This is a genomic window from Corynebacterium sp. HMSC072A02 (genome assembly GCF_001810085.1).
GTDB lineage: Bacteria > Actinomycetota > Actinomycetes > Mycobacteriales > Mycobacteriaceae > Corynebacterium > Corynebacterium hesseae.
On the sequence record NZ_KV799855.1, the window covers coordinates 17,610 to 39,875 of the forward strand.

The following is a 22,266-nucleotide window of genomic DNA, read 5'->3' on the forward strand; positions in this document are numbered from 1 at the left end:
ACTCACACGTTTTTCCGTATATGGCACACCCCATGCCGAAAGGAATCTCACTATGTCGCACGCAACTGTCACGCCGACAATTTCGACGGCCGAACGCCGCCGCGTCGTCGCCGCGACGACCATCGGTACCGCCATCGAGTGGTACGACTACTTCCTCTATGCAGCAGTGGCCGGACTCGTGTTCAACCACCTCATGTTCGGTCCGCTCGAAGGCGGCCTGGCCACCATCATCTCCTTCCTGACCGTTGGCTTGTCCTTCCTGTTCCGCCCGGTCGGCGCCTTCCTGGCCGGGCACTTTGCCGACCGCTTCGGACGCCGCGTGGTCCTCATGGTCACGCTCATCGCCATGGGCGGCGCAACCACCCTGATTGGTGTTCTGCCAACCTATGAAACCGCTGGAATCTGGGCGCCGATTCTCCTCATCACCCTGCGCATCATCCAGGGCATCTCTGCTGGTGGCGAATGGGGCTCCGCGGTGCTCATGGCGGTGGAACACGCCCCGACTGACAAGCGCGGCCTCTACGGCGCAGGCCCCCAGATCGGCGTGCCCGCCGGCCTGCTGCTTTCCTCCGGCGTGCTGTCCATCATGAACACCATCGCGCCTGGCGACGCCTTCATGGACTGGGGCTGGCGCGTTCCCTTCCTCCTCTCCTTCGTGCTCGTCTTGGTGGGCTACCTCATCCGCATGGGCGTCGACGAATCCCCGGTGTTCGCGGAGATTGCGGAGCGCGAAGAGGAAGAAGCCACCAACCCCATCGGCACGCTGTTTAAGAAGTTCACCCCGCTCGTCCTGGTCGCCGCGCTCGTCTTCGCAGGCAACGGCACCGTCGGATACATGACTACGGGCGGCTACATCCAGCGCTACGCCACCGACCCCGAGGGCCCCGTCGCACTCGGCCGCGGTGATGTCCTCAACGCCGTGACCGTGTCTGCCTTCTCGTGGGCCTTGACCACCTTGTTCGCCGGTTTTATCTCGGATTACATCGGCCGCCGAAATACCTACCTCCTGGGATTCATCTTGCAGGGCATCGGCGCTGCCGCCCTCTTCCCGCTGGTCAATACCGGAAGCCTCGGGCTTCTCTACGGCGCACTCCTCTTCCTCACCGTGGGCCTGGGCCTGACCTACGGCGCGCAATCCGCGATGTACGCAGAACTATTCCCCGCCTCGATTCGCGCCACGGGTGTGTCCATCACCTATGCCCTCGGCTCGGTCCTGGGCGGCGCCTTCGCCCCTATGATCGCCGCCGCACTCGTCGAGGCAACTGGTACCACTTTTGCGGTGTCGGGCTACCTCGTTTCCGCTTCGATCGTCGGCTTCATCTGCACCTTCATCCTGCGTGAGCGCAAGGGAATCGCGCTCGGCGCGGAACACGAGGCCGAGCAATCCCGAGGACACTTCATTTTCAGCCCGCGCTAATCGACGCCCCTCCACATGAGCCCTCACAGTTTCGCAAGGGCCATTGTGCGAGGCGGGCATATCATATATGATTCCCTTCTAAGACCCAGCTCACATCTCAGAGACGCCTTGAACTGAGTCACCACCCTCAAGAGCAAAGCTCACATGGCAGTAGGGGAGTGGCAGCTACCCCCACCACCCCTTCGTTCTCGTTCATTACAACCGCTGACTAAGGAGTCCACAGTGCAGTTCCACCACAATGGCTACGTTTCGGAAGACCCCCGCGTGCACGAGCCCGCCGGGTACGGCGTCGATCGCGCTTCTGAACTTCCAGATGAAATGGACGTTCTCATTGTGGGCTCCGGGCCCGCAGGCATGATCGCCGCGGCACAGCTCGCGATGTTTCCCAACGTCAATACGCGCATCATTGAGCGTCGCCCGCATCGCCTCGAGCTCGGACAGGCCGACGGCATCCAGTCCCGCTCCGTAGAGACCTTCCAGGCCTTTGGCTTTGCCAAGGAAATCACGGAAGAGGCCTATGAAATCACAGAGATGGCCTTTTGGAACCCGGATCCGAATGATCGCTCCAAGATTGTCCGCGGTGCCTGCCCTGTTGATGACGAACAAGGAATCTCCGAATTCCCACACCTCATTGTCAACCAGGCCCGTGTGTTGGATTACTTCGCCCGCTATGCACACCGCGCGCCCGGCCGCATCACCCCGGACTATGGCTGGAATTTTGTCTCCCTAGAGGTAGGGGAGGGCGAGTACCCGGTGACGGTGCACCTCGAGGACGTCGACGGCAACCCGCGCGACGTTCGCGCTAAGTACGTCGTCGGTTGCGATGGCGCTAAGTCACGCGTCCGCAAGTCCATCGGTCGCTCGCTCAAGGGCGACCAGGCTAACCACGCGTGGGGTGTCATGGACGTTGTCGTTGACACCGATTTCCCGGACTGGCGCACCAAGTGCGCCATCCACTCCCAGGCCGGTTCTATCCTCCACATCCCACGCGAGGGCGGCTACCTCTGCCGCGTGTACGTCGATCTCGGCGTGGTGCCAGAGGATGACAACCACAAGGTCCGCAACACGCCGATTGAGAAGATCATCGAGAAGGCGAACGAGATTTACGCCCCCTATTTCGTCGACGTCAAGATGGTGGCGTGGCATTCCGTCTACGAGGTGGGCCACCGCCTTGTCGACGCCTTCGACGATAACGACGACGACCCACGCGTCTTCCTCACCGGCGACGCCTGCCACACCCACTCGGCAAAGGCGGGACAGGGCATGAACGTCTCCATGCAGGATGGCTTCAACATTGGATGGAAGCTCGGCCACGTCCTCGACGGCCGCGCGCCGAAGGAGCTTCTCAGCACGTACCACGGTGAGCGCCAGCCGGCCGCCCAGAACCTCATCAACTTCGACCGCGAGTGGTCGACCCTCATGGCCACCCCGACGGAGGAGCTCGATGATCCGGAGGCAGTGGAGAAGTACTACGTTGCCGCGGAGGAGTTCGCCGCTGGCATGATGACGCAGTACGAGGAAAACCTTATCGTCGGCACTACCCAGCACCAAGACCTTGCTACCGGCTTCCCGGTGGGCAAGCGCTTCAAGTCCTTTGAGGTCCTGCGCCGCTGCGACGCCTACCCTCAGCACCTGGGCCACCAGCACACCGCAGATGGCCGCTACCGCATCTACGCCTTTGCCGATGCCCCCAAGGCCGGCGAGGACTCCACGCTGAGCCAGTGGGCCGAGAAGGTCGGGCCCATCCTGGCCAAGTTCACCCCCGAAGGGGCTGAAGAGAATACCTACTTCGATGTGAAGGCCATCTACCAGCAGACGAACCACCACGACTACGAGATTCTCGACGCCCCTCTTCTCTTCCGCCCTCGCAACGGCAAGTTCAATGTTCCGAATTGGGAGAACGTCTTCAACGCACTCCCCGGGGACAAGGACATCTTTGAAGGCCGCGGCATTTCCCGTGACGGAGCCGTCGTCATCGTTCGCCCGGACCAGTACGTCGGTGCCGTCCTCCCACTCGATGATCCATCAGCAGTCGAGGACTACTTCTCCTCCGCGCTTATCAAGCTCAAGTAGTTCCGCTCTCAAGCTCATGTAGCTTCACACGTGTCAGGGCCCGGCATCGTGCCGGGCCCTTTTTGCCGCCTTGCCGAAACCACCCTCATGGACACAGGGAGGTCGGGACCGCCAAGTACAGCACCTAGGTTTCACGTGAAACACTCACGCATCGACCCCTTCGGCCCGTCCCTCCACTCACCACGGGGGTACCCGCCGGTACATTATCTGTACGGCGGAAGGTATCGGTGTTAGAGTCAGTGATATGAAGAACACAGTTAACCTTTGGTGGTGGCGCGCGTAACCCGCGGGCCTCGTTGTTCTCCCATATTTAAGGCCCGCAGCTGCGGGCTTTTCGGCGTTTTGCTCTCTTGCGAAGCTCGCGGCAGCACACAAAACCGTTAAAGAAAGACAGAATATGCCGTACACAGCCACACGCGAGGTCAGGTACACATCCGACGCCAGCGCACTCTTTTATGCCCTCGCCACCCCACAGAACTCCCTGCTCTTAGAGTCCGCGGACATCGAGTCCAAGAAAAACCTCACGTGCATCGCCATCACCAAGGCCGCACTCAAGGTGGTGTGCCGGGGCCAGGAGGCCACCGCCACCGCGTTGACACCATCGGGTCACCTTCTTATCGACGAACTCCGCGCGGACTTCCAATCACGGATCATCCACAGCTCAGAAGGCAGCGTCACCTTCCGCTTCGCTCTCCCCACCGAGCACGACGAGCGCGCCCGCCTCCGCGCCACCTCCACCGCCGATATTCTGCGCACGTTGCAGTTCAGCCAGCTCTACTCCGGCGATTCCCTCCCGTTCCTTGGTGGCGGATTCGCCTTCGACTACGTCGCGACGTTCGAAGAACTGCCACCGGTACCGGACGGCCCAAACGCGTATCCGGATTATGAGTTTCTCGTCGGCGAGCATGTCCTCACGGTGGACCACCTCACCAAGAGAGCAAAGATTGAGGGGTGGGGCGTCGACAAGCGCGCGCTCGAAGGGGAGCTCGACCGTGCCGCTGCCACCGAGCCCGTCACCCCAGAATCCCCGGCACCGCGCGAGACCATCAGCGCACGCGCCAGCATCGATGACGCTGCTTTCCGCCGCCACGTCGAGCGCCTCCAGGGCAACGTCCATGCCGGCGATATCTATCAGGTCGTTCCTTCCCGCGCCTTCAGCCTCGACTGCCCCGATGCCTTCGCTGCCTACCGCACGCTGCGCGAGACCAACCCCTCGCCGTACATGTTCTACCTGCGCGGGGAGGAACACGAGCTTTTTGGTGCATCCCCTGAGTCCAACCTGAAGTACACGGCCTCTGACCGAAAGGTTCAGCTCTACCCGGTTGCCGGCACTCGGCCGCGCGGTGCCACTCACGAGCTGGATATCCGCAATGAACTGGAGATGCGCACCGACTCCAAAGAAGTCTCGGAGCACATCATGCTCGTGGACTTAGCCCGCAACGACCTCGCTCGCGTCGCCGTCCCCGGCACCCGAAAGGTCGCCGACCTGCTCCAGGTGGACCGCTACTCTCGCGTCATGCACCTGGTTTCCCGGGTCGTCGCCACGCTGCACGAGGATTTCGACGCCCTCGACGCCTACCGAGCCTGCATGAATATGGGCACGCTCACCGGCGCTCCGAAGCTGCGCGCCATGGAGCTCATCCGCGAAACCGAAGGTACTCGCCGCGGCTCCTTCGGCGGCGCAATCGGCTACCTGCGCGGCGATGGCTCGATGGATAACTGCATCGTCATCCGTTCCGCCTACGTCAAGGATGGCACGGCCGTCGTCCAGGCCGGCGCGGGAGTCGTGCGCGATTCCGTCCCACAATCCGAGGCCGATGAAACGGTACATAAAGCCTACGCGGTGCTCAGCGCCATTGCCCAGGCACACAACGCATCTCTGGAGGTCATCCGATGAATCCACACGTCGTCCTCATCGATAACCACGATTCCTTCGTCTACAACCTCGTCGACGCCCTCGCCGGCTATAACACCACCGTCTTCCGCAACACCGTGCCCGTGGAGGAGGTCCTCGCCGCCCAGCCCGATATCATCATCCTTTCGCCCGGCCCGGGTCATCCCCGCGACGCCGGGTCGATGATGCAGCTTATCGACGCCTCCCTCGGCCGCATCCCCATGCTCGGTATCTGCCTGGGCTTCCAGGCGCTCCTTGATCACTTCGGCGGCACCGTCGAGCCCTGCGGCCCAGTCCACGGTTCTTCCGTACCCATGACGCTGACCGACGCCGGCGCCAGCCACCCTCTCTTTCAGGGTCTCACCACCGATTCCGAGCCCGATAACCCGAACTATGTTGGCCGCCTCGTCCCCGTTGCGCGTTACCACTCCTTAGGCTGCGCGAACGTTCCCGCCCAAATGCGCAGTCTCGCCGAGACCAAGACCGCCATTGGTTCCGTCACCATGGCCGCAGAAACACTCGACGGCACGGCTCTCGGCCTCCAGTTCCACCCAGAATCACTTCTCACGCCGACGGGACCGATCATGATCGAGCGGTGTATTAATCAACTTTCTGTTTACCCCACCATTGAAGGATCCAAGTAATGACTGATAATAAGGCATTGACGACATTGCAAGCCTTCCTCGACATCCAGGAGCCGACCCTGGAGCAAGCCATCGAGGTCTTCACCCCACTGACGGTAGGGGAGTATGACGATATCCATATCGCCGCTCTCCTGACCCACATCCGCACCCGCGGAGAGACCTTCGCTGATGTCGCCGGCGCGGCACGCGCTTTCATCAAGGCCGGCCGGCCATTCCCTGTCACCGGCAAGGGGCTTATGGACACCGCGGGAACCGGCGGCGATGGCGCTAACACCATCAACGTCACCACCGGCGCTTCCCTCGTCGCCTCCGCGGGCGGAGTCAAGATGGTCAAGCACGGCAACCGCTCTGTCTCCTCCAAGTCTGGCTCAGCCGACGTCCTGGAGGCCCTCGGCATCCCACTCGACCTCGATCCCGAGCGCGCAGTCCGCCAGCTCGAGGCATCCAATTTCACCTTCCTCTTTGCGCCGGCCTACAACCCGGCCGTCGCCCACGTGCAACCGGTGCGCAAGGGCCTCGGCGTCTCCACTCTCTTCAACACCATGGGCCCGCTCCTCAGCCCCGGCCGCCCGGAGTTCCAAATCATGGGCATAGCCAACCCCGAGCAAGGCCAGCTCATCGCTGAGGTCTTCAAGGACCTCGGCCGCACCCGCGCGCTCGTGGTCCACGGTGCTGGCACCGATGAGATTGCCGTTCACGGCACCACCCAGGTCTGGGAGCTTCGCGACGGCACCATTAGCCACTACGAGCTCACCCCCGAAGACCTCGGCATTTCCCGCCATGACTTGTCCGACCTTGCCGGCGGCAACGGGGAAGAAAACGCGAAGGCCCTCCGGGGGGTCTTCGCCGGTGCGGGCAAGCCGGCCCATCACGACGCGATCGTCGCCACCGCCGGCGCCATGTTCTATCTCAACGGCACAACCGGCACCATCCAAGACGGCGTCGCGCACGCCAACCAACTCATCCAGGACGGCACCGTGGCCGCATGGCTGAAGAAGCACGAGGAGGCGAATTATGGCTCTGCCGACCGTGCTTGAGGGGATCGTCGCCAAGCGCCGCACGCACCTACCAGCTATCCGTGAACGCCTCGCCCACGTGGACCTCACGACTCTCCCGCGTTCTGAGCGTTCCTTCTACGACGCGCTCAACGGGACCAACCGTTTCATCATGGAATGCAAGTCCGCGTCCCCGTCGCTCGGCCTCATCCGTGAGCATTATGAACCGGGAGCCATCGCCCGCGTGTATTCGCGCTATGCCTCAGCCATTTCGGTGCTGTGCGAGCCGGACCGTTTCGGCGGCGACTACGACCACCTGCAGACGGTGGCCCTGTCCACGCACCTGCCGGTCTTGTGCAAGGACTTCATTATCGATCCAATCCAGGTGTATGCCGCGCGTTACTTTGGCGCCGACGCCATTTTGCTCATGATGTCCATCGTCGATGATGAGACTTATGCAGAGCTCAAACATCTAGCAGATTCCCTTGGGCTCGACGTACTCACTGAGGCGATCACTGTGGACGAGGTCGAGCGCGCCACTGCCTTTGGCGTGGACGTCATTGGCATTAACAACCGCAACCTTCACGACCTCAGCATCGATCTCACCCGGTCCGAGCGCCTGTCTCGCTTTGTGCCCTCCGGCAAAGTTGTGGTTTCGGAATCCGGTATCCGCAACAACCAGACCGTGCGCCGCCTTGGGTCTCATGCCAACGCATTCCTTGTCGGCTCCCAACTCACGGGTACGCCTGATATCGATCGTGCTGCACGCGAGCTTGTCTATGGTCACAATAAAGTCTGCGGACTCACGGCGTGGCCTGCAGCTCAGGCCGCCCGCGCCGCCGGTGCAGTCTACGGCGGGCTCATCTTCGAAGAGGCATCGCCGCGCAATGTTTCACGTGAAACCGCGCTCGACATCATCGCCCACGAAGCCGATCTCAGCTACGTCGCGGTCTCTCGCCGCACCACTGGCTGGGAAGAGCTCGCTTTCGACGGCATTGCCGCCCTCCAGATCCATGCCCCCTACCAGGGGAGCACGGAGGCCGAGCTCCAACTCATTGAGTCCGTCCGCGCAATAGCGGGGGAGCGGCAGGTATGGCGCGCCATCGATATGACAGCGCCGCACGGCCCGGAGCTCGCCACTGCGCTTGCCGACGCCTCCGATATGCTCATCCTCGATTCTGGCACCGGCGGTACGGGTAACTCCTTCGATTGGTCAACAATTCCCGACAACGTCAAAGATAAGGCACTTCTCGCGGGTGGCCTTAAACCCGAGAACCTTCGCGATGCGCTTCGCGTCGGCACAGCCGGACTGGACATCAACTCCGGCGTCGAAATTAGCGGCAGGAAGGACACCGCCCTCATCGCTACGGCCTTCAACACCATTCGTCACTTTACGTATTAACCCTTAACCCAAACCTACCCAAAAGGAACACCATGACTAACCCAAAGGACGCCAGGGAGACCATCCTTCCCGCGTATTTCGGCGAGTTCGGCGGACAATTTGTTCCCGAGTCTCTCATTCCCGCACTCGACCAACTCGAAAAGGCCTTCGTCGAAGCGCAAAACGATCCCACCTTCCGTAAAGAACTATCAGGCTATCTTCGTGACTACCTTGGCCGTCCCACCCCTCTCACCGAGGCGACCAAGCTCGGTGGAAAGGCACGTATTTTCCTCAAGAGGGAGGACCTCGTCCACGGCGGCGCCCACAAGACCAACCAGGTGATTGGCCAAGCGCTCTTGGCCAAGCGCATGGGAAAGACCCGCATTATCGCTGAGACCGGCGCGGGCCAGCACGGGACCGCGACTGCGCTCGCCTGCGCGCTGCTCGATCTTGAGTGCGTCATCTACATGGGCGCTAAAGACGTCGAGAGGCAACAGCCCAATGTCTACCGCATGGAGCTCATGGGCGCGAAGGTCATTCCCGTGGACTCCGGATCTGGCACCCTCAAAGATGCCGTTAATGAGGCGCTGCGCGATTGGACCGCAACGTTCCACGAATCCCACTACCTGCTCGGCACCGCTGCCGGCCCCCATCCTTTCCCCACGATTGTCCGCGAGTTCCACAGGGTGATTTCCGAGGAAGCCAAGGCCCAAATGCTTCAGCGCACGGGCGGGCTTCCCGACGTGGTCGTCGCCTGCGTCGGCGGCGGCTCCAATGCCATCGGCATGTTCGCGGATTTCATCGACGAGGAGTCGGTCGAGCTCGTCGGCGCCGAGCCTGGGGGAGAGGGCCTCGATTCCGGACACCACGGTGCCACGATCAACAATGGCACCATCGGAATTCTCCACGGCGCCCGCTCCTACCTCATGCGCAATGCCGACGGTCAAGTTGAGGAGTCCTATTCCATCTCCGCTGGCCTCGATTACCCCGGCGTCGGTCCACAGCATGCTCACCTGGCGCAGACGGGCCGCGCCACCTATGTCGGCATCACCGACGCGGAGGCACTTGAAGCGTTCCAAATCCTTAGCCGCCGCGAGGGCATCATTCCCGCCCTTGAATCCTCACACGCCCTGGCCTATGCGCTTAAGCGCAAAGATGAGGACATCACCATTATCGTTTCCCTTTCCGGGCGCGGCGACAAAGACATCGACCACGTCCGCCGCACCCTCGACGCGCACCCCGAATTCAAGATCACGGAGGACAAGTAATGAGCCGATACGAGAAACTCTTCTCCAACCTTGCCGCCCGCAATGAAGGGGCCTTCGTTCCCTTCATCATGTTGAGCGACCCCGACCCGGACACTGCCCTCGACATCGTTCGCGCGGCCGTCGCCGGCGGGGCCGACGCACTCGAGCTCGGCGTCCCCTTTTCGGACCCTGTTGCCGATGGTCCCACCATTCAGGCCTCACACATCCGCGCGCTTGAAGGAGGGGCAACGGTTGATTCCGCCATCGCCCAAATCCGCCAGATTCGAGCCGAATTCCCAGACCTTCCGATTGGCATGCTCATCTATGGCAATGTTCCCTTCACTCGTGGGTTGGAGACCTTCTACTCCGAGTTTCAAGAAGCGGGTGCTGATAGCATCTTGCTTCCCGATGTCCCCGTCCGCGAAGGCGCACCTTTCGTCGCCGCCGCCGACAAGGCCGGCATTGACCCGATCTTCATCGCCCCGGCACAAGCCTCGGAGCAGACCCTCCAGGGCGTGGCTCAATACTCGAGGGGCTACATTTACGCAATCTCGCGCGATGGCGTCACCGGCACCGAGAAGGAATCGGAAACCCGCGGGCTCGTTGATGTAGTGAACAACGTGAAACGCTTCGGCGGGGCACCGATTCTCCTTGGCTTCGGAATCTCAACCCCTCAGCATGTCGCCGATGCCATCTCCGCTGGCGCAGCTGGGGCCATCACCGGATCTGCTTTAACGAAGATTGTCGACGCTCACCTCGACGAGAACAACAAGCCCACCGACGGACTCGCCTCTGCAGTCACCGACTTCGTATCCAAGATGAAGGCTGCTACCAAGCGTGCCGTTGGCTAAGCGCTTTCCCGAACAATCCTGACCCGCCACGGCCTCTTCCATCACGTCGTGCGCCACCACGCATCACGATGGAAGGGGTCGTTTCACGTGAAACAGCGCGTGTTCCATATGCACAAGCCCATCGGCTACCGTCGTTGTAGCCAGCAGTCACTAATAATGCCGCCTTCTATGCCTTCCAAAGCCTCCTTAATTCCCTAATCCCCAGCAGCGATAGTCTCTTGGCCCTCAGAAGGGGATATCATCGGATGCGTTCGAGTAGCGATCCGCCGGGTCCGTCCTGTCGAAGACTTCGACCAACTCTCCGCCATCAAGCTCAACCTTCAAGGCTTTGGCCTCTTCGTGCATCTTCCGCCGGTGAGCAATGACATCTTCCGCGACGGTTCGTGCCCACACCTTAGACGCCGGGGCCAGAGGACCGGTTGCTTCAGTCACCGCCCAGGTGCCGTCCTCGAACAACCAGACGACATCACCAGTAACTGGGTCCAGGATATAGAAAGCCCGTCCGTCAGTTTTCATGTTGTGGTGGTGCTGGCAAAGGGCAACCAGGTTAGATGGGTGCGTAGGGCCACCGTCGGCGTAGTTAATCCTGTGGTCCAGTTGGCATGTCCACGCCGGTCGATTACAGCCAGGCGCCCGACAGGTCCCGTCGCGCCCTTCGACATACTTTCGCGTCACATCTGATGGCTGGTAGCCTTCACAAGGTTCTGGTGCTTCACTAAAGTCTCTCGTCATAGTCCTCGACGCTGGGACTCCTTCACCGGTCCAGCCGTGTCCCTGAACATAGACCGGCGCTCCCTCCACGTCAGTGGCTTTGAATTCATGCACAACGACTTTTCCAGCCTCCGGCTGAATCTTGCCCGTAATGAGGAGAACTAAGGCATCCGCCATTGAGACGTCATGCTCCTTTGCGGCCAGCTTGATTGTCTCGTGGATTACGACGCCGACGTTGCTATCGACCTCTAACTCGATCGAGGCACGTTCTCCCCGGGTGAGGAGTGAATACCGGTTCTTCTTCCGCTTATCCCGGAACGCGATCGAATCATCCAAGACCTTAGCGATGTCGCGTACCTTGCGCCGAATCTTTTCTGCGCTGGGAAAGACCTGGTTGGGTTTAGTCGGTGTTAGCCACGCCGCCAATTGACTATCGATCTCTGAGATAACTGACTGAATAGGGTTGCCCAGCTTTGCCATTACTTGATCAATAGCAACCAAGGCTTGCATATCGAGTAGGTATTCAGAGTCTTGCATCGCCTTCACCTTCGGCAATTCACTGAGACGAATAAGCCCCATGACATTCCGCGCCACATGTGCCGGAGACTTTCCCGTCTTTTTGCCAAGGGCCATAAATGCAGTGTCTGAATCTGCGTCGAGCGGCGGCTGGACACGTGACCAAAACTCATACTCTATTCTTCGCATGAGTTGCCCCGCCATACATTCTGGATCATGCGGGTTTGAGTGAGAAAAATACGCAGTAGGTACCGAGGTTGAAGAATTTGTTGTGATTCCCATGGGGAGCTGCATCCCTAAACTAACCGGATAATTGCTTCCCCCACTCCCACCTTTAGAATACATGTTCTAAGTTCGTCCCACAAGAGCCACTTCGGTTTTAGGGAAGTAATTTGGCAACACCTTGCACGACCGAGCGGCCCGCGACGTCGGCAACAAGGCATACAAAAATCCCCCTCCCGCAGCCAACCTTCCAATTGATTGGTCTAGACGTATAGACCAGAAATGGAACGCAAGCTAGGGGAGGGGGGAAGCTCTCAGGGTTTCACGTGAAACCTAAGCTTGAAACCTAAGCTTTGCTGAGCTCCTCGTCGGCAGCAGAGGCGTCGGCCTCGGCCTCCAACCCATCAATTTTATTACGAGCGAAACGGTCAACAATCATGGCGATAGCGCCGTCGCCAGTAACGTTCGCGGCCGTACCCACGGAATCGATAGCGATGTAAGCGGCAATCATCAGTGCCACCATCGAATCATCAAAGCCCATATTGGATTGCAACAGACCAACGGCAACCATCACGGCACCGCCCGGAACACCGGGGGCCGCGATCATCATGATTCCAAGGAGAAGAATGAAGCCCAAGGCCTTACCCAAATCTGCTTCCATACCATCAGCCATGTACACAATCGCGAAGGCGTACAACGTCAGCTTGATCATCGAACCAGAAAGGTGGATGGTCGCACAGAGGGGAATAACGAAGCCAGCAACGGGCTTGGAAATGCCGTTCTTCAACGTGGCGTCCAGCGTCACCGGAATCGTCGCCGCCGAAGAAGAAGTACCCAACGCGGTAAAGTAGGCCGGTGCCATGTTCTTCAATGCGCGGAATGGATTCTTACCCGCAATTGCGCCGGCGATGATGTATTGAAGCACGAGGTAAACCAGCGTCATGAGGACCGCAAGCAAAAGAACCTTGGCGAAGGCAACGAGGACCGTCCCGATATTGCCATTCATACCCAAGGAGAGGAACATGCCAAAGATATAGAACGGCAGGAGGGGGATCACAAAGCCCCAGATCACCTTGATGACGACGTTCTCAAATTCCTTGGTAATCGCGTAAAGATTATCGGACTTCACAGTAGTCATCGCCACGCCAACGCAGAAGGACAACAGCAGCGCCGTCATAACTTCGAATGGAGCCGGCATCTCAACGGTGAAGTAGGGCTCGAGCGCTCCGGCATCGATGTCAGCCACATCAGTGTTGAGCGTCTGCCCACCAAGCAACGTGGGGTACAGGACCTGGGTCAAACCGTAGGCAACGAGGCCTGCCACGATAGTGGAACCATACGCAATTCCGGCAGTAATACCCAGCCACTTGCCGGCACCGCGACCGAGGCCCGCGATTGCCGGTGCCACGAGAGCAAGAATGAGAATGGGGATGAAGAAGCCAAGGAAGTTCGAGAACAGTCCGTTGTATGTTGCGAAGGCCCTGCCGAACCATTCCGGCGCAAATTGGCTAACTATGATGCCCAAGACTATCGCTACGAGGATCTTGAACAGCAGAGAGTTGAGAACACTCTTGAATGTCATGATTGAGTCTTTTCTATGGTTGATACCACTACGAGTTTCTCGCCCGGCGATAAACGCTTATTTATCTACCAAGCGACACGAAATGTATATTACAGCACGAAACGAATAAATTGAACCAGCTTTCTCGCTAGCTAGGAGGCGGGATAGACTTAGACGCATGCTCGTAGTCGGAATCATCTTCCTCGTCCTTGCCGCGGTCCTCATCATCGTCGGCGGCCTTGCCACACTCCGTAAACTCCCCGGCAACAGTGTTGTTGGATTGCGCCTCGCAGAGATCCGCAAAACCCGGGAGGCATGGGACAACGCCCACGCTCTTGCGGGCCCGTTCTGGTTCCTGGGAGGGATCGCTCTCGTTTTCGGTGGCGTTATCGCGCTTCGCGCTGAAGGTTGGATGTGGCTAATCCCCGCACTCACAGCCGTCGTAGCTGTCCTCGCGCTCTCCATCGGCTCCAACATGGGTGCCCGCGCGGCCTACCTGTGGGACCAAGCCCATAAAGACGACGATGGTTGCGGCGATTCCTGCAACTGTGGCGACGGCGGCTGCGGGGGAGAGGCGCCGGCTGTCGACGTCTCCGCGATCCGTGCCGCAGCACAACACGCCGATAAAACGGGCCGAGACTAGAGCGGCTTTTTCAGCACAGTGACGTATTCTGGGCAAACAGAAGTCCCCATATGATTTCATCACAAACTATATTTTAGGTGGCCAGCTCAACGCCGGGTAGACCCGATGATTGGTGTGGCCACCTTTCTTTGTCCTGTGCGAGCACTGAGAGCTAAACATCAATTGCGTGGGAACACGGCAGTGTGACGTGACAACAGGAGTCGGGCGGCGCACGATCGTGTTCATGACCAAGAGCACCAAAACTAAAGCGCTACGGCTCGTCGCTGCAACAGCGCTCAGCCTCAGCATCCTCGGCGCGGGGGCCACGTATGCACTCGCCGGAGAACGTCGCGGAGCACACAACGAAGCTGGGACGATCTATAGCGATGTCGGCACATCATACGGTGCCTACGATTTCAGCGGCAGCAGGGAAGAGGAGCTTCCCGTGTGGGACGGCAAACTTAGCTAACAGCACATTGTCCTCTCCCTACACAGCCAACGAATCAGATAGAGTAATCCACATGACTACGTGTTCACGCCGCCTTTTCCTGCTCGGTACTGCGACCACCTTTGCTGGGGCCTACCTCGCCGCCTGCGGTAAGGAACCTTCCGCGGAAGTCGCAGCGACGGAAATCCCCGTTGGCTCCGCCATCATTGTGGACAAGGTGATCTTCGCTCAACCCACCGAGGGAGAGTTCAAAGCATATTCGCAGACCTGCCCGCACCAGGGTTCCCTCATCACGAAGATTGAAGGCTTGACCGCCACGTGCACGAGCCACTACTCAAGCTTTGACCTCAGCAGCGGCGAAGTCACCGGCGGCCCCAGCCCTAAACCGCTCACTGAGTACGGAGTGGAAAACAACGGGGGAACAGTCAAAAACGTCTCCGCCTAATGGATATCCCCGGAGACTCAGGGGGGGTTTGAAAAGATGTTTCACGTGAAACCGTGAGGGGCGTCTAGACTCTCTTCTATGATTGAGCGCCTAAAAAGACTCGACCCCCTCATCGTCCTCATCCTGTGCGCCGTCGCAATCGCTATTGCTTTTCCCGCGCGGGGAAGCTTTGCAGACAGCTTCGATGTCCTCACGAATATAGCGATCGCCCTTCTCTTCTTCCTCTACGGCGCCCGACTCTCAACGCGCGAAGCCATCAACGGGATCAAACACTGGAAGCTCCATCTCACTATTCTGGCGTTTACCTTTGTGGTCTACCCAATCATCGGCCTCGCACTGCGCCCGCTCACCGCGTTCATCCCAAACGATCTTTACTTGGGAATTCTCTACCTCACGCTTGTACCGTCAACAGTGCAATCGTCGGTAGCCTTTACCTCGATCGCCCGCGGAAATGTTCCCGGAGCAATCGTCTCTGCGTCTGCCTCAAACCTCGCTGGAGTTCTGCTTACGCCATTGCTCGTCATGGCACTCATGGGGGCCGGCGATGGGATTCACATCGATAGCTCTGTTTTCTTTGAGATTTCTGTTCTTCTGCTCCTACCTTTCGTGCTCGGCCAGCTCACCAGAAAATGGGTGGGCAAACTCGCAGCAAGCAAAGCCACGAAAGTGGTGGACCGAGGCTCCATCGCGATGGTCGTCTATGCGGCCTTTTCTAAGGGAATGGTGGACGGGATTTGGGCGTCGATTAGCGTATGGCAAATCCTATTCCAGATTGCCTTTTCCGCCGCGCTTGTCTTCTTTATGCTCTGGCTCACCAAGGCGGTCAGCCAGAAGCTGGGGTTCAACAGAGAAGACACCATTGCTATTCAGTTCTGCGGGTCAAAGAAATCCCTGGCCACCGGATTACCCATGGCCTCGGTGATTTTTGCCTCCGGCGGCACCTCGTTGGGGCTGCTCATCCTTCCCCTCATGATTTACCATCAGGTCCAATTGATGATCTGCGCGTCTATGGCGGCACGCTACGCCCGGGGAGAGTGAGAGCACATGAAAAAGCTTTATGTTCGCACCACCATGACCATCCCGGAGGTCGGCACCGCCACACACATCGCGGAGCTTGAGGAAATCAACGCTGAGGCCTGCTCCATGCTGCGCATGATCGCCCTCGCTCCGAATGACTCCATCGTCGGCGCTGCAACACCGGAGACCTCAGTGGGCAATGCCGAGGTCCCACAGCGCGTGGTTCCACACCCCGACACCTACGACGCATTCCCCGACATCAACGCCGAGCTTATCGACGCCTTCCAATTCCACTCCTTGTGGACAGAGGCCATCGCCCTCTACGGGGACTTTTAAAGCACCACGTTCACCAACAGCATGTACACGGCGGTGCCTCCGAAGATGGACAAGCCGGAGTTGCGGCGCCACAGATGCAGCAGGGCAGTAGCCGCGGCGCCTACAAGAGGAGCCACAAAGCTTCCCGTGTCTTGGGTCTGGCTAAACAAGGTGTAAACCACCAGGACCGTCATCACACCCACGGGCATAGTGAAGCCCAGCATGCTAATGAATTGGCTATCCTTTAGGGCCTTCACAAAGACGAAGGGAAGCCAGCGCAAAACAACCGTCACCACCCCGACGGGGATAAGCACGGCGAGGATGCTGAGCAGGGTTACTCCAGCTGGCATTAGGACTCCCTGCGTAGAATCATCGCGCTGTCGACACGAGGGGAAAGGTAGCGCACCACCAAGAGCAGGAAGTAGGCGCTCAGCGCCACCATGAGTAGCTGCCCTGGAAACAGAAAGCCCGCGAGGACACCCAGGACCGCAGCAGACAGCGGAAGCGAGTAATCCTTGTTGTTCTGGAAGGAATCAATCGCTAGGACAATGAACAAGGCGACGAGGGTGAAATCCAGACCCTTCACCGAGGGCGGAATAGCCTGGCCTGCCAGCGCACCAATGATGCCCGAGACAACCCACAACACCTGGCAGAAAAGCTGCACGGTGAAGACAAATGCACCACTCGGGCGCGAGCCGCGGGGAAAGGCGGAGAGGACGGCATAGGATTCGTCGGTCAGCGCGTACGTAGAATAGGCGCGGCCGAAACGATTCCGAATCTCATCGCGCGGAAAGGTTAACCCATAAAAGATGTGGCGGAAGTTCACCATGAAACCCGTCACCGCGGCAACGGCGGGCGTCACGCCGCCGGTCACCATGGAAATGCCGAGGAATTCCATCGAACCAGCGTAAATAACGATAGAAAAGATGGGGGTCCCCCACCAGTCGAAACCGGTCTGGACCATGAGCACGCCGAAGGCGAGGCCCAGCGGCACCACCCCCACGGCGATGGGCATGCAGGTCCGTATTGCCTTGATGATCTCCGCACGCATGGCAGAGATGTTAGCGCAGAGGGTGGAGAGGAACTCTAATTATCTTCATCGATATAGCGCGGGAAGGTGGCAAACAACGGCAGGGGCATAGCTTGGCGGCGCATGACGTCTGACCACGTATCTGTTGATCCGGAGGAGACCACGTCCTGGGGCAGCGCAGGGGCCACGTACCACTCACCGCGATCGATTTCCTCATCGAGTTCGCCCGGTCCCCACTCGAAATGACCGGCGAAAAAGCGCATACCTTCCACCAGTTCGGTGACGGCATCGGGACCCACGCGCAGATCGACGAGTGCCACCCGTGGGGCGAGACGGCTCAACGAAGGCTGTTTCTCGATGTCGACGCCCTGCTTGGTCAGCGCCACGCCGATGGCAGCCTGCTGGTCGTGCGGGCCGCCGATGTAGAGGGCCTGCGGCTTAGCCACCACAGGAAGCCACTCCGGCATGACGTTGAAGACCGCGACCTCGGAGCGCTTGGTCAGATCCACTCCATACGTGCGCCCCGCATGCTGCTCGGTGATGAGGATGACCGAGCGATTGTACTGGGGCGCGAGAGTGTCGGGAGCCGCCACGAGGAGCTGGCCAGGGGCGGGATCATTGCGCTCAAGGGCGTTGAAAAGTCTGTCTGCGTACATCCCTATCTAGAATTCCACCACTCGCGCAGCTTCGCAATAGCAACTTCGCGCTCCAAGGGGCCTTCTTCGAGGCGCAGCTCCTTGAGGTAAGACCAGGCCTTGCCTACCTCCGGGCCGGGTTCAAGGCCGAGGATCTCCATGATCTCGTTGCCGTCGAGGTCTGGGCGCACACGGGCGAGGTCTTCCTTGGCCGCGATATCCGCGATGCGTTCCTCCAGCTGATCGTAGATGCGCTGGAGGCGGCGGGCCTTGCGCTCATTGCGGGTGGTGCAATCGGCGCGCACAAGTTTGTGCAGGCGCGGGAGAAGATCGCCGGCATCGGTGACATAGCGGCGCACGGCGGAATCGGTCCACTGGCCATCGCCGAAACCGTGGAAACGCATGTGCAGGTAGACCAGCTGGCCGATGTCCTCCGTCGTGGCCTTGGGGAACTTCAACTTGCGCAGGCGCTTGCGGGTGAGCTTGGCACCAACAACCTCGTGGTGGTGGAAGCTGACCTTGCCGTCGGTAGTGTCGCGGGTATCCGGCTTGCCAATGTCATGGAGCAGGGCAGCCCACCGCAGGATCAGGTCGGGACCGTCTTCCTCCTGCTCCATGGCTTGCCGAAGTACAGTCAGCGAGTGCGCGTACACGTCCTTGTGCTGCGCGTGCTCGTCGGGGGCCATGCGCAATGCCGGGATCTCCGGAAACACATAGTCCGCAATACCTGAGTCAACGAGCAGGTCAATACCCTTCCACGGCGCGGTGCCGCAGATGAGCTTGTTGAGCTCCACCTGCACGCGCTCCACGGTGATGCGCTGGATTTCAGCGGCCATGTCCTTCATGGCATCGCGCACGCGCTGGGCGACGTCAAACTCCAACTGCGCCGCGAATCGCGCAGCGCGGAGCATGCGAAGAGGATCATCGTGGAAGGAAATCTCCGGCGCATCCGGGGTATCGAGAATGCGGTTCGCTAGGTCTTCGAGTCCGCCCATCGGATCGTGGAATTCGCGGGTGCCGTCTGGGCGCAGCTCGATGGCCATGGCATTGACCTTGAAATCGCGGCGCACGAGATCGCCCTCGAGGGTATCGCCGTAGACCACTTCGGGGTTGCGGGAATCGCCGTCGTAGCTATCAGAGCGGAAGGTGGTGATCTCAATCTGCTGGCCCTTATAGGCCGCCGAGACCGTACCGAAGTCAATGCCGGTATCCCACACGGTTTCGGCCCACTCCTCCAGAATCGAATACACCACGTCGGGCCGGGCCGGGGTGGTGAAGTCGAGGTCATTGCCCAGGCGGCCGAGCAGGGCATCGCGGACGGAGCCGCCGACGAGGTAGAGGGGGGCATCGTGAAGCGCGAAGCGTTCCACCAGGCCACTGAGGAGGCCACTGAGCTGGGCGACGGTGGCGTCCGCGCGAGCAAGAACGCCGATTAGCTGAGTGTCCTGAAAATTCACGGATCGAAGTCTACTACGATTAGCAGGGATGACTAAGAACACGCCAGGGTCCAAGCGCCGCCGCCGGCGGGGCGCGGGCCACCGGAACCACCGCACGGGACGCCCCCAGCGCACGTCCACCAACCGCATGACCACGCGGGATGAGACGTCCGCAGGCGGACTCGTCGTGTCCGGATTGGCGGAGGCCGTCGACGAAGACAGCAACGTCGACCTGTCCCAAATCTATGTGGCACTCATCGGCAGGTTGGACCGCCGCGGGCGCCTGCTGTGGTCCATGCCGAAGGGCCATGTGGAAAACGGCGAGGCCAAGGAACTCACCGCCGAGCGCGAAGTATGGGAGGAAACCGGAATCCACGGCAAGGTCTTCGCGGACCTGGGCATGATTGATTATTGGTTCGTCTCCGATGGCGTGCGCATTCACAAGACCGTGCACCACCACCTGCTGCGTTTCGTGGACGGCATCATGAATGACGAGGACCCGGAGGTCACCGAGGTGTCCTGGATCCCGGTCTCCGAGCTCATCGAGCACCTTGCCTATGCGGACGAGCGCAAGCTGGCCCGCATCGCCCACGACCTCCTCCCTGATCTCGCGCGAAAGGAAGCTGCCGCAGGAAAGGCGACTCCGCGGTGAGTTGGCGCGCAGCGGTTGCCATCACGGCGCTGGCGGTGGGCTGCGCCGTCCCCGTGGCCCAGGCACAAACTCCCGACGCCGAGAGCAACGACTCCCACTATTGGCTCGGCTCCCGCGGCCCCGATGAGCTCGAACTCAGCTTGCTCAGCGCGACGGAGGCGCGAGTAGGGGAGACGCTTAAAGTCCAGCTGCGCATCCACAACCCGACGGATAGCGCCGTTGATGACTTGCAGATAACCTCCCGGCGCAGCAATGCTGTGAACTCCACGACGGAGGCCCGCCAAGAGCTCGCTGCGGGATCCTTTCCTTATTATGGGGCTTCGCTCGGCGCAGGAGCACTGGAGCCGGGGGAGAGTCGCGACGTAACCGTTCAGGTTCCCACCGCGTTGGGAGATGACTCCACGCTGGCCATCACCGATCCCGGCGCCTACCCGCTCCTATTTACGCTCACCGGCACCCGCGACGGCCAGGCCGCGAGTTTTGCAGAAGAGCGGACAATCCTGGATTTCAGGGGCGGAAATCAGGATCCGACGCCCGACGCAGAAGACGACGGCAAACACGAGTTCTCACTGATCTATCCCCTCACCGCCCAGGTCGACGTCGTGCCGGGGGATACCGGCGGCGAAGAGCTCATCTTAGAAAGCGAGCAGCTCGCTGAACAGCTCTCACCGGGCGGGCGCCTCGATCAGCTGCTCGACGCCTACCTGCAGCATGATCTGCACGGTTCAGGCTGCGTGGCCCTGGACCCCGCGCTTGTCGACGCCGCCGACCGCATGTCCGCCGGCTACACCGTCAACGAGACCCGCCCCTCCACTGCCAAACACCCCACGCGCCTTCGCGATTCCTGGTTTAGCAGCACCGATTCCAATCGCGGCAAGCCGGGCGCGGGCGCCCAAGACGCCGCCGCGTGGCTGGAGAAACTGAAGAAGGTGGACTGCCGCATGCTCATGCCGTGGGCTAACGCAGACACCGATGCCGTGGCCCAGGTAGGAAACGAGTGGCTCACCCACGAGGCCGTCGAGCAGGGCGCTGACACCATCGAGCGCGTCCTCGGCGCCCCGCTCAGCACGCCACTGACCGCACCGGCCTCAGGGACAAGCGAGCACGCGATGCCCGTCCCGCTGCTGGTGGCGGATAATTCCGAGTGGGCCGGCAAGGCCGCCACCTTTGATGCCTCCCTCGGAGCACTGTTGGCCCAGACCGGTTCCAAGCCGCAGACCACTGGGTACTCCAACCCGGAGCTGCGCTACGACTTTTCGATTGATTCGGAGCAGGCGAGGGCGTTGACGGCGGGGGCGTCGATAAGCGTGGCGTCCGCGCAAGAGGAGACCGTGGCCAAGCTGCCGAACTTCCAGGACCCTGCCGCCGCGCGCGCGGTGATGGAAGCAGCGCAGCGCCTGCTCAATTCCGGGCGCCTCGAGCCCCGTCCCGTTGCCGCGCTGCCCATCGAGCCCGGCAGCGGCAGCCCTGGAAGTCCCTACCCAGATCCCGCAGCTTTCCACGACGCCGAGATCACTCAGGTGACGCAGCAGGCCCGCTATACCGATGAGCTGATGTCCATCATGGTCAACGATCCCGGTATCGCCATGACGCGCTATAACTTCACGGCGCCCCTGCGCCGCGATCTCCTCACGGCGCTCAGCGCTACCGAACGCTCCAGCATCCACGGTTTTCCATCCTCGGTGGAGCGGAGCCGCGCCCGGCTGGAGAAAAACGCGGATATGCTCCGCGAGCTTCGCGCTTCCGTGGCGCTCATCCCGCCGGGCAACGTCTTTACCCGCGTTTCGGAGTCATCACCGCTGCTCATCGTGGCGGAGAACGGCCTGCCGCTGCCTGTCGACGCCCACCTAGCCTACGACGCCCCCGACGGCGCCACGTTGAACACGCAGGACTTGATTCACATCCCGGCCAAGGGATCTATTACCGTGTCCATGACCGCTGACCTGCCCAGCAACGTTGACCAGATGTCGTTGCGCCTATGGCTTGCAACACCATCTGAGCACCTCATATCGGATCCAATCGATATCACGGTGCAGACGCGTGCCGGTATCGTTAGCGTCTATGGAGTCGGCGCGATCGCCGCGCTCGCCCTCGTCCTTGCCGCATTGTTCCGGCTGGGTAAGTGGAAGAAAAAGAAGTCTCACGGATAGTTTT

At 60.5% G+C, this 22,266-nt stretch carries 21 protein-coding genes; 15 read left to right on the plus strand and 6 right to left on the minus strand.

All coding sequences use genetic code 11. The annotated features are described in order from the left end of the window. The first annotated feature begins 52 nt into the window (after window positions 1-52). The 8 genes from HMPREF2698_RS08325 (at window position 53) to trpA (ending at window position 10,502) form a co-directional block, all read left to right on the plus strand. The gene (locus tag HMPREF2698_RS08325) at window positions 53-1,417 is read left to right on the plus strand and encodes an MFS transporter (RefSeq protein ID WP_070563623.1); all 1,365 of its coding nucleotides are present in this window, start codon (window positions 53-55) and stop codon (window positions 1,415-1,417) included. A 222-nt stretch (window positions 1,418-1,639) separates the two neighbouring features. Beyond that, the gene (locus HMPREF2698_RS08330) at window positions 1,640-3,490 is read left to right on the plus strand and encodes an FAD-binding monooxygenase (protein ID WP_070563626.1); all 1,851 of its coding nucleotides are present in this window, start codon (window positions 1,640-1,642) and stop codon (window positions 3,488-3,490) included. Between the two features lie 397 nt (window positions 3,491-3,887). Beyond that, window positions 3,888-5,387, plus strand: coding sequence for an anthranilate synthase component 1 (locus HMPREF2698_RS08335; protein WP_070563629.1), 1,500 nt, complete (start codon window positions 3,888-3,890; stop codon window positions 5,385-5,387). After that, the gene (locus HMPREF2698_RS08340) at window positions 5,384-6,028 is read left to right on the plus strand and encodes an anthranilate synthase component II (protein WP_070563632.1); all 645 of its coding nucleotides are present in this window, start codon (window positions 5,384-5,386) and stop codon (window positions 6,026-6,028) included. Before HMPREF2698_RS08335 ends, HMPREF2698_RS08340 begins: the two co-directional genes overlap by 4 nt. Beyond that, window positions 6,028-7,065, plus strand: a complete 1,038-nt coding sequence (gene trpD / locus HMPREF2698_RS08345; RefSeq protein WP_070563635.1) for an anthranilate phosphoribosyltransferase — start codon at window positions 6,028-6,030, stop codon at window positions 7,063-7,065. The genes HMPREF2698_RS08340 and trpD overlap by 1 nt, the downstream gene beginning before the upstream one ends. Then, window positions 7,043-8,425 carry a bifunctional indole-3-glycerol-phosphate synthase TrpC/phosphoribosylanthranilate isomerase TrpF gene (trpCF, locus tag HMPREF2698_RS08350; RefSeq protein WP_070563638.1) on the plus strand — a complete coding sequence of 461 codons (1,383 nt, stop codon included), beginning with the start codon at window positions 7,043-7,045 and terminating at the stop codon, window positions 8,423-8,425. Before trpD ends, trpCF begins: the two co-directional genes overlap by 23 nt. 32 nt (window positions 8,426-8,457) lie before the next feature. Next, entirely contained in the window at window positions 8,458-9,672 is a 1,215-nt protein-coding gene (trpB, locus tag HMPREF2698_RS08355; RefSeq protein WP_070563641.1) for a tryptophan synthase subunit beta, read from the plus strand. Next, the gene (gene trpA / locus HMPREF2698_RS08360; protein WP_070563645.1) at window positions 9,672-10,502 is read left to right on the plus strand and encodes a tryptophan synthase subunit alpha; all 831 of its coding nucleotides are present in this window, start codon (window positions 9,672-9,674) and stop codon (window positions 10,500-10,502) included. Before trpB ends, trpA begins: the two co-directional genes overlap by 1 nt. A 225-nt stretch (window positions 10,503-10,727) precedes the next feature. Here the strand turns inward: trpA and HMPREF2698_RS08365 are convergent, their stop codons facing one another. Both HMPREF2698_RS08365 and HMPREF2698_RS08370 read right to left on the minus strand, forming a co-directional pair. Beyond that, a complete protein-coding gene (locus tag HMPREF2698_RS08365) occupies window positions 10,728-12,011 on the minus strand; it encodes an HNH endonuclease signature motif containing protein (RefSeq protein WP_118854820.1) in 1,284 nt (427 codons plus the stop codon). A gap of 286 nt (window positions 12,012-12,297) precedes the next feature. Further along, on the minus strand, window positions 12,298-13,533 hold the full coding sequence (locus tag HMPREF2698_RS08370) for a dicarboxylate/amino acid:cation symporter (RefSeq protein WP_070563648.1): 1,236 nt from the start codon (window positions 13,531-13,533) through the stop codon (window positions 12,298-12,300). Between the two features lie 157 nt (window positions 13,534-13,690). On the opposite strand from HMPREF2698_RS08370, the gene HMPREF2698_RS08375 reads away from it, so the two are divergent. The 5 genes from HMPREF2698_RS08375 to HMPREF2698_RS08395 all read left to right on the plus strand — a co-directional run bounded on the left by HMPREF2698_RS08375 (window position 13,691) and on the right by HMPREF2698_RS08395 (window position 16,380). Beyond that, a complete protein-coding gene (locus HMPREF2698_RS08375) occupies window positions 13,691-14,155 on the plus strand; it encodes an SdpI family protein (protein ID WP_070563651.1) in 465 nt (154 codons plus the stop codon). 223 nt (window positions 14,156-14,378) lie between these two features. Next, complete coding sequence (locus HMPREF2698_RS08380) at window positions 14,379-14,603, plus strand: hypothetical protein (protein ID WP_070563654.1); 225 nt, start codon at window positions 14,379-14,381, stop codon at window positions 14,601-14,603. Between the two features lie 52 nt (window positions 14,604-14,655). Then, window positions 14,656-15,027: a Rieske (2Fe-2S) protein gene (locus tag HMPREF2698_RS08385; RefSeq protein ID WP_070521874.1), complete on the plus strand. Its 372-nt coding sequence runs from the start codon at window positions 14,656-14,658 to the stop codon at window positions 15,025-15,027. 78 nt (window positions 15,028-15,105) lie between these two features. After that, entirely contained in the window at window positions 15,106-16,065 is a 960-nt protein-coding gene (locus HMPREF2698_RS08390) for a bile acid:sodium symporter family protein (RefSeq protein ID WP_070563657.1), read from the plus strand. A gap of 6 nt (window positions 16,066-16,071) precedes the next feature. Next, a complete protein-coding gene (locus tag HMPREF2698_RS08395; RefSeq protein ID WP_070521880.1) occupies window positions 16,072-16,380 on the plus strand; it encodes a hypothetical protein in 309 nt (102 codons plus the stop codon). Here the strand turns inward: HMPREF2698_RS08395 and HMPREF2698_RS08400 are convergent. From HMPREF2698_RS08400 to HMPREF2698_RS08415, 4 genes are read right to left on the minus strand one after another with little or no spacing between them, the layout of a single operon-like run. Beyond that, window positions 16,377-16,709: a branched-chain amino acid transporter permease gene (locus HMPREF2698_RS08400; RefSeq protein WP_070563660.1), complete on the minus strand. Its 333-nt coding sequence runs from the start codon at window positions 16,707-16,709 to the stop codon at window positions 16,377-16,379. The two genes, HMPREF2698_RS08395 and HMPREF2698_RS08400, sit on opposite strands and share 4 nt — an antisense overlap. Then, window positions 16,709-17,410 (minus strand): AzlC family ABC transporter permease, encoded by a 702-nt coding sequence (locus HMPREF2698_RS08405; protein WP_070563663.1) that lies wholly within the window; start codon window positions 17,408-17,410, stop codon window positions 16,709-16,711. Before HMPREF2698_RS08405 ends, HMPREF2698_RS08400 begins: the two co-directional genes overlap by 1 nt. Before the next feature lie 35 nt (window positions 17,411-17,445). Beyond that, complete coding sequence (locus HMPREF2698_RS08410) at window positions 17,446-18,045, minus strand: YqgE/AlgH family protein (RefSeq protein ID WP_070563666.1); 600 nt, start codon at window positions 18,043-18,045, stop codon at window positions 17,446-17,448. Between the two features lie 2 nt (window positions 18,046-18,047). After that, window positions 18,048-19,481: a CCA tRNA nucleotidyltransferase gene (locus HMPREF2698_RS08415; RefSeq protein ID WP_070563668.1), complete on the minus strand. Its 1,434-nt coding sequence runs from the start codon at window positions 19,479-19,481 to the stop codon at window positions 18,048-18,050. Window positions 19,482-19,509: 28 nt separating this feature from the next. On the opposite strand from HMPREF2698_RS08415, the gene HMPREF2698_RS08420 reads away from it, so the two are divergent. Together HMPREF2698_RS08420 and HMPREF2698_RS08425 are read left to right on the plus strand one after the other, a co-directional pair. Beyond that, entirely contained in the window at window positions 19,510-20,112 is a 603-nt protein-coding gene (locus HMPREF2698_RS08420) for an NUDIX hydrolase (protein WP_070563671.1), read from the plus strand. Further along, complete coding sequence (locus HMPREF2698_RS08425) at window positions 20,109-22,262, plus strand: hypothetical protein (RefSeq protein ID WP_070563674.1); 2,154 nt, start codon at window positions 20,109-20,111, stop codon at window positions 22,260-22,262. Before HMPREF2698_RS08420 ends, HMPREF2698_RS08425 begins: the two co-directional genes overlap by 4 nt. The last annotated feature ends 4 nt before the right edge of the window (window positions 22,263-22,266 follow it).

Coding starts and splice junctions, on each gene's coding strand:
- HMPREF2698_RS08335 (WP_070563629.1), top strand. CDS start 3,888: ATGCCGTACACAGCCACACGCGAGGTCAGGTACACATCCGACGCCAGC.
- HMPREF2698_RS08390 (WP_070563657.1), top strand. CDS start 15,106: ATGATTGAGCGCCTAAAAAGACTCGACCCCCTCATCGTCCTCATCCTG.
- HMPREF2698_RS08395 (WP_070521880.1), top strand. CDS start 16,072: ATGAAAAAGCTTTATGTTCGCACCACCATGACCATCCCGGAGGTCGGC.
- trpB (WP_070563641.1), top strand. CDS start 8,458: ATGACTAACCCAAAGGACGCCAGGGAGACCATCCTTCCCGCGTATTTC.
- HMPREF2698_RS08340 (WP_070563632.1), top strand. CDS start 5,384: ATGAATCCACACGTCGTCCTCATCGATAACCACGATTCCTTCGTCTAC.
- HMPREF2698_RS08400 (WP_070563660.1), bottom strand. CDS start 16,709: ATGCCAGCTGGAGTAACCCTGCTCAGCATCCTCGCCGTGCTTATCCCC.
- HMPREF2698_RS08420 (WP_070563671.1), top strand. CDS start 19,510: ATGACTAAGAACACGCCAGGGTCCAAGCGCCGCCGCCGGCGGGGCGCG.
- HMPREF2698_RS08375 (WP_070563651.1), top strand. CDS start 13,691: ATGCTCGTAGTCGGAATCATCTTCCTCGTCCTTGCCGCGGTCCTCATC.
- HMPREF2698_RS08370 (WP_070563648.1), bottom strand. CDS start 13,533: ATGACATTCAAGAGTGTTCTCAACTCTCTGCTGTTCAAGATCCTCGTA.
- HMPREF2698_RS08325 (WP_070563623.1), top strand. CDS start 53: ATGTCGCACGCAACTGTCACGCCGACAATTTCGACGGCCGAACGCCGC.
- trpD (WP_070563635.1), top strand. CDS start 6,028: ATGACTGATAATAAGGCATTGACGACATTGCAAGCCTTCCTCGACATC.
- trpA (WP_070563645.1), top strand. CDS start 9,672: ATGAGCCGATACGAGAAACTCTTCTCCAACCTTGCCGCCCGCAATGAA.
- HMPREF2698_RS08365 (WP_118854820.1), bottom strand. CDS start 12,011: ATGGGAATCACAACAAATTCTTCAACCTCGGTACCTACTGCGTATTTT.
- HMPREF2698_RS08405 (WP_070563663.1), bottom strand. CDS start 17,410: ATGCGTGCGGAGATCATCAAGGCAATACGGACCTGCATGCCCATCGCC.
- HMPREF2698_RS08385 (WP_070521874.1), top strand. CDS start 14,656: ATGACTACGTGTTCACGCCGCCTTTTCCTGCTCGGTACTGCGACCACC.
- trpCF (WP_070563638.1), top strand. CDS start 7,043: ATGGCTCTGCCGACCGTGCTTGAGGGGATCGTCGCCAAGCGCCGCACG.
- HMPREF2698_RS08410 (WP_070563666.1), bottom strand. CDS start 18,045: ATGTACGCAGACAGACTTTTCAACGCCCTTGAGCGCAATGATCCCGCC.
- HMPREF2698_RS08380 (WP_070563654.1), top strand. CDS start 14,379: ATGACCAAGAGCACCAAAACTAAAGCGCTACGGCTCGTCGCTGCAACA.